The organism is Streptomyces sp. adm13(2018) (assembly GCF_008042145.1).
In the GTDB taxonomy this organism is placed as follows: Bacteria; Actinomycetota; Actinomycetes; order Streptomycetales; family Streptomycetaceae; genus Streptomyces.
The window spans coordinates 3,448-8,049 of the sequence record NZ_RDBH01000042.1 but is presented as its reverse complement, the minus strand read 5'-3'; the positions used below and the strand labels follow the sequence as shown (position 1 = coordinate 8,049).

The 4,602-nt window shown below is 68.3% G+C and carries 3 protein-coding genes, 3 rRNA genes and 1 other annotated feature; of the genes, 3 read left to right on the top strand and 3 right to left on the bottom strand.

From position 1 onward, the window contains the following. The 3 genes from EAO70_RS03660 to rrf (EAO70_RS03645) all read left to right on the top strand — a co-directional run. A 16S ribosomal RNA gene (locus EAO70_RS03660) occupies positions 1 to 86 on the top strand; the annotation flags it as partial. Positions 87 to 414: 328 nt separating this feature from the next. After that, positions 415 to 603 (top strand) — a sequence feature (23S ribosomal RNA rRNA prediction is too short). 132 nt (positions 604 to 735) lie between these two features. After that, a 5S ribosomal RNA gene (rrf, locus tag EAO70_RS03655) occupies positions 736 to 852 on the top strand. Positions 853 to 1,549: 697 nt separating this feature from the next. Beyond that, positions 1,550 to 1,666, top strand: a 5S ribosomal RNA gene (gene rrf / locus EAO70_RS03645). A 94-nt stretch (positions 1,667 to 1,760) separates the two neighbouring features. Here the strand turns inward: rrf (EAO70_RS03645) and EAO70_RS03640 are convergent. From EAO70_RS03640 to EAO70_RS03630, 3 genes are read right to left on the bottom strand one after another with little or no spacing between them, the layout of a single operon-like run. Next, complete coding sequence (locus EAO70_RS03640; RefSeq protein WP_148001580.1) at positions 1,761 to 2,429, bottom strand: response regulator; 669 nt, start codon at positions 2,427 to 2,429, stop codon at positions 1,761 to 1,763. Next, on the bottom strand, positions 2,426 to 3,691 hold the full coding sequence (locus EAO70_RS03635) for a sensor histidine kinase (RefSeq protein WP_148001579.1): 1,266 nt from the start codon (positions 3,689 to 3,691) through the stop codon (positions 2,426 to 2,428). Before EAO70_RS03635 ends, EAO70_RS03640 begins: the two co-directional genes overlap by 4 nt. A gap of 12 nt (positions 3,692 to 3,703) precedes the next feature. Further along, entirely contained in the window at positions 3,704 to 4,522 is an 819-nt protein-coding gene (locus EAO70_RS03630; RefSeq protein WP_148001578.1) for an ABC transporter permease, read from the bottom strand. Between the last annotated feature and the right edge of the window lie 80 nt (positions 4,523 to 4,602).

Below are 4,602 nucleotides of genomic sequence, written 5' to 3'. Positions count from 1 at the left end.
GGGAGCTGTCGAAGGTGGGACTGGCGATTGGGACGAAGTCGTAACAAGGTAGCCGTACCGGAAGGTGCGGCTGGATCACCTCCTTTCTAAGGAGCACAGTACCGATTGCAGGCAAACGTTCTGCACGGTCAGCTCATGGGTGGAACGTTGATTAGTTGGCACGATCCAGTGGATCACTTCACCAGTACTGCTTCGGCGTGGAACGTGATGATGAGACACAGGGTCGTGCTTGGCACGTTGTTGGGTGTCTGAGGGTACGGCCGGCTGGTCGTCCTTCAAGATTCCGGCCCCAGTGAACTTGGCTCTTGAGTCAGGGTGATGGGTGGCTGGTCGTTGTTTGAGAACTACACAGTGGACGCGAGCATCTGTGGCCAAGTTTTTAAGGGCGCACGGTGGATGCCTTGGCACCAGGAACCGATGAAGGACGTGGGAGGCCACGATAGTCCCCGGGGAGCCGTCAACCAGGCTTTGATCCGGGGGTTTCCGAATGGGGAAACCCGGCAGTCGTCATGGGCTGTCACCCATGCCTGAACACATAGGGCATGTGGAGGGAACGAGGGGAAGTGAAACATCTCAGTACCCTCAGGAAGAGAAAACAACCGTGGTGGAAGCCCAGTAATGGGTGGAGCTGACCGGTACTAATAGGCCGAGGGCTTGTCCTCAGTTGCTCGCGTCCACTGTGTTAGTTCTGAAGCAATGAACTCCCTTTGCCGGTCGAGTTCAACTTCATAGAGTTTCGGTGGTCATAGCGTTAGGGAAACGCCCGGTTACATTCCGAACCCGGAAGCTAAGCCTTTCAGCGCCGATGGTACTGCAGGGGGGACCCTGTGGGAGAGTAGGACGCCGCCGAACAATCATTGTGGGAAAGCCCCGCACCTTCATGGTGCGGGGCTTTTCTGCGTTCGGGACCACGAGCTGCCCGCGGCACGGTCCGACGCCGGCGGAGGGCCGCTGCGAGGCCGCCGGCGGTGGCAATCCGGCCCCCAAACATCTGATAGAGTCGGAGACGCAGGAAGGGACCGGCGCGAAAGCGCGGGAACCAGAAAGCACCGAGGAAGTCAGACCGAAAAGATCTGATAGAGTCGGAACCGCCGGAAGGGCCCGGAGCGAAAGCGAATCGGACCGGAAAGCACCGAGGAAATCGGATCGGAAAGATCTGATAGAGTCGGAAACGCAAGACCGAAGGGAAGCCCGGAGGAAAGCCCGAGAGGGTGAGTACAAAGGAAGCGTCCGTTCCTTGAGAACTCAACAGCGTGCCAAAAATCAACGCCAGATTAGTTGATACCCCGTCCATCTTCGGATGGCAGGGTTCCTTTGAAAGTCCTGCCGGCCCTTGTGGCTGGTGGGCAACATACACAGCGAGGACGCTGTGGACGGTCGGCCACATTCCGGCATGACCGTCCCGCTCAACGCGAGTGGTGGAAGCCCAGTAATGGGTGGAGCTGACCGGTACTAATAGGCCGAGGGCTTGTCCTCAGTTGCTCGCGTCCACTGTGTTAGTTCTGAAGCAATGAACTCCCTTTGCCGGTCGAGTTCAACTTCATAGAGTTTCGGTGGTCATAGCGTTAGGGAAACGCCCGGTTACATTCCGAACCCGGAAGCTAAGCCTTTCAGCGCCGATGGTACTGCAGGGGGGACCCTGTGGGAGAGTAGGACGCCGCCGAACAATCATTGTGGGAAAGCCCCGCACCTTCATGGTGCGGGGCTTTTCTGCGTTTACGGGCCGGATACGTACGAGGGCCGGGCAGCCGGCCCTGGTTTCAGGACGGGGTGACCAGCTGGGTGTCGTACGCCAGGATCACCGCCTGGACGCGGTCGCGGGCGCCCGTCTTCGCCAGGATGCGGCCGACGTGGGTCTTCACCGTCGACTCCGCGAGGTGCAGGCGGGCGGCGATCTCGGTGTTCGTCCAGCCCCGGCCGATGACCGTGAGGATCTCCCGTTCCCTCTCCGTGAGGGAGGCGAGGCGGGGGTCCTCCGGGTGCGGGTCCGACGTGGGGGACGCCGGCAGGTGGTGGATGTAGGCGTCCAGGAGGCGGCGGGTGAGGCTCGGGGCGACGACCGCGTCGCCGCTCGCGACCGCGCGGACGCCGGCGAGGAGCTCCTCCGGCTGGGCGTCCTTCACCAGGAAGCCGCTGGCGCCGGCGCGCAGACCGTCGTACGCGTACGCGTCCAGGTCGAAGGTGGTGACGATCAGGACGCGGGTGCGGGCGCCCGTGGCGACGATCCGCCGGGTCGCCTCGATGCCGTCGAGGCCCGGCATCCGGATGTCCATGAGGACGACGTCGGGGCGGTGCCGGTCGACCAGCCGGATCGCCTCGGTGCCGTTCGAGGCCTCGCCGACGACCGTCATGTCGTCCTGGCTCTCCAGCAGCATGCGGAAGCCGAAGCGCTGCATCGGTTGGTCGTCCGCGATGAGAACGGTCGTCACGAGGAGGAGTCCTCCCGGGGGAGTCGGAGAGCGACGTGCCAGCCGCCGGTCGGCAGCGGACCGCAGGCGAGGGTGCCGTCGTAGAGGGCCGCGCGTTCGCGCATGCCCATGAGTCCCTGCCCGGGCGGCGAGGACGGGTGGGAGAAGCCGGCCGGGGCTCCCGTGTCCGTGATCTCCACGCGCACCGCCCCCGGCGGGTAGGCCAGGAGGACCGTGGCCGTCGCGCCCTCCCCGGCGTGCTTCAGGGTGTTGGTCAGGGCCTCCTGGACGGTGCGGTAGACCGTCAGCTGGGCGCCAGGGGTGAGGGGCCGGCCGGTGGGGGAGTCGTGGCGGTCGAGGCGTACCGGCAGGCCGGCCTTCCGTACGCCGGTGATCAGGGTGTCGAGGTCGGCCAGGGTGGGCTGGGGGGCGCGGACCGCCGCCTGGTCGTCGTCGCGCAGGACGCCGAGCAGACGGCGGAGTTCGGCGAGGGCCTCCCTGCTCGTCGTACCGATGGCCTCCAGGGCCTGGCCCGCGCGCTCGGGGTGCTTGGCGGCGGCGTACCGTCCGCCGTCCGCGAGGCCCGTGATGACCGAGAGGTTGTGGCCGATGATGTCGTGCATCTCCCGGGCGATGCGGGTGCGTTCGGCCGCGGCGGCGAGCCGGACCTCCTGGTCGCGCTCGATCTCCAGGCGGCGGGCCCGGTCGACGAGCGCCGCCGTGTGGTCCCTGCGGGCGCGGACCGCGATGCCGAGGAGGGCGACGAGCGCGTACGTCCACAGGGTGGGGACGACGTGCTGGTCCCAGCTGCCCCGGGGGAACCGGAGCGCGCCGGTCACCAGGGGCGGGACGAGGAGGGCGAACGCCCACAGGAGGGCGCGGGGCCGGCGGGTGAGCGCGAGGTGGAAGACGGGGATGAGCTGGAGGTAGGCGGCCTGGAGGAAGGCGCCCGAGGCGGCGCTGACCAGGGCGGCGCAGGCCATCACGGCCAGGACGGCCGCGGGGTGCCTGCGGCGCCCGTACAGCGGGAGGGCGAGGACCAGGCTGAGGGTGACCACGAGCCAGGACGGGACGGACGGGTCGGGGGCGGTGTTCCGCCAGCCGCCGGCCGCGTCCGTGAGGGCCGCGACCGTCCAGAACAGGGTCAGCGCGGTGTCCCAGGCCCAGGGGCGGCGGGAGTCGGCGGTCCGCAGTACTGCCGTGAGGCTCTGGACGGAGCGGCTGAGGACGGTCGTTGCGTCGCCCGGCTTCCGTGCCGGCTCCCCTGCCGTCTCCGTGGTCACGTGATCATCTCCTCATACGTCCCGGCGCTTGAGCAACAGTGCGGGGAGCGCGAGTGCGGCGGCCGCCCAGAGGAGCAGGGCGAGGAGGGCGGCTCCGGGAGTGGCCGCGCCGGGAAGCGGGGTGGCGGAGCCGAGGGCGCCGGCGGCCTGGGTGGGGAAGTACCGGACGGCGGTCTCCATCGCCTCGTACGGCAGCATCCCGAGGACCTCGGGGAGGATCATCACGCCGCCGACGAAGGCGCCGATCGCGCCGGGGACGGAGCGGAGGGCCGCTCCCAGGCCGAGGGCGACGACGCCGAGGAGGGTGGTGCCGGCGGCGTTGCCCGCGAGGGCGGCGAGGACGCCGTCGTCGGTGAGGGAGGCGGCCTGGTCGGTGTCGGAGAGGAAGACCTGCGCGATGAGGAAGGTGAGCAGGTTGGTGGCGGAGGTGAGGGCGAGGACGGCGCCGGTGTAGACGGCGGCCTTCGCCCCGAGGACGGGGAGGCGGCGGGGGACGGCGGTGAGCGTGGCGCGGATCATGCCGGTCGCGTACTCGCCGGCCGTGACCAGGATGCCGAGGACGGCGAGGGCGAGGGCGCCGAGCTGGCTGCCGTAGAGGGTGAGGACGACGGTGTCGACGTCGGAGTCGCCTCCGTCGGAGGTGTAGGTGGTGCCCATGAGGAGGCCGACGCCGAGGACGAGCGCGGTGGCGGTGAGGGCGGTGGTCCAGGTCGAGCGGACGGTCCGGAGTTTGTGCCATTCGGAGCGGAGTACGCGCGCGTGGGTGAGGCGGGGGGCCGTGGCGGTGGCGGCCGGCTCGGTGGTGAGGGCCGTGGGGGTCGAGGTGGTCATGCGGGGGCTCCCTGGTATTCGACGGAGTCGTGGGTGAGGGCCATGAAGGCCTGTTCCAGGGAGGGGGCCCCCGCATGACC

What these genes read in the sequence shown, in the direction of transcription:
- EAO70_RS03630 (WP_148001578.1), bottom strand. Translation starts at nt 4,522, where the DNA reads ATGACCACCTCGACCCCCACGGCCCTCACCACCGAGCCGGCCGCCACC.